Source organism: Photorhabdus sp. S10-54, from assembly GCF_963878145.1.
Classification (GTDB): Bacteria; Pseudomonadota; Gammaproteobacteria; order Enterobacterales; family Enterobacteriaceae; genus Photorhabdus; species Photorhabdus kayaii.
Genome location: NZ_CAWNXG010000160.1, coordinates 1 through 705, shown reverse-complemented (window position 1 = coordinate 705; position 705 = coordinate 1). Strand labels below are relative to the sequence as shown.

Here is a 705-nt window from a genome sequence, read left to right as displayed (position 1 = left end):
TTTTACTAATATCAGCCAGATTAAGGGCACCCATCAGGTTCAGACGGGTACGGCTTCCCGTGGTTTTCACCGCGGTTTTCTGACCTTTACGCATCCAGCCATAAGCCAGTTTCGTCCCCTGCGTGGGATGGACGCCATCAATGAACAGGATGGACTCATGGTCTCCGGCTTCCTGCTTGAGTTTCCCGTAGGTTTCTATAAAGGCCCGCTGCTGTTCCGCGTTGAACTTGTGTGGCACGCCGGTCGGCTTTTTATCACTGAATCCCTTGTGGCGTAGCCATTTATTCATGCCGGGAACGGTGTAACGGATATCCCACGCTTCTTTGACAAGGCGGATAATCGCCTGTGTGGTAGGCAGAAGATTCGCGGTCAGATAGGCGATAAGTTCCTGAGTCTGTGTTTCGCTGAGATGGCTCTGAGAGCCGCCATTTTCGGGCTTGATTTTACGGTGATTAAGGTAATCGCTGATATGACGATTAACGGTCGTTTCATGAAGACGCAGGGCCTGAGCGATCATGACAGAACTCCAGCCCTCAGAGGCCAGGAGGACCGCTTTGATGCGATCACACTCTCTCTTATCACGGCAGGTGTGATGGAGGTGTTCAAGTTCGGCTTTTTGTTCATCGGTAATGAATATTTTCATGACGGATACCCTGAACCTCATTTGGGCGAAAATCAAGCAGTTTCAATGAGCACAGGTATATA

At 50.2% G+C, this 705-nt stretch carries 1 protein-coding gene; it reads right to left on the bottom strand.

Translation table 11 applies throughout. The features are described from left to right. The coding region (locus AACQ83_RS24295) for an IS630 family transposase (protein ID WP_445260540.1) at positions 1 to 643 on the bottom strand (643 nt) is incomplete at its 3' end. Positions 644 to 705 lie beyond the last annotated feature (62 nt).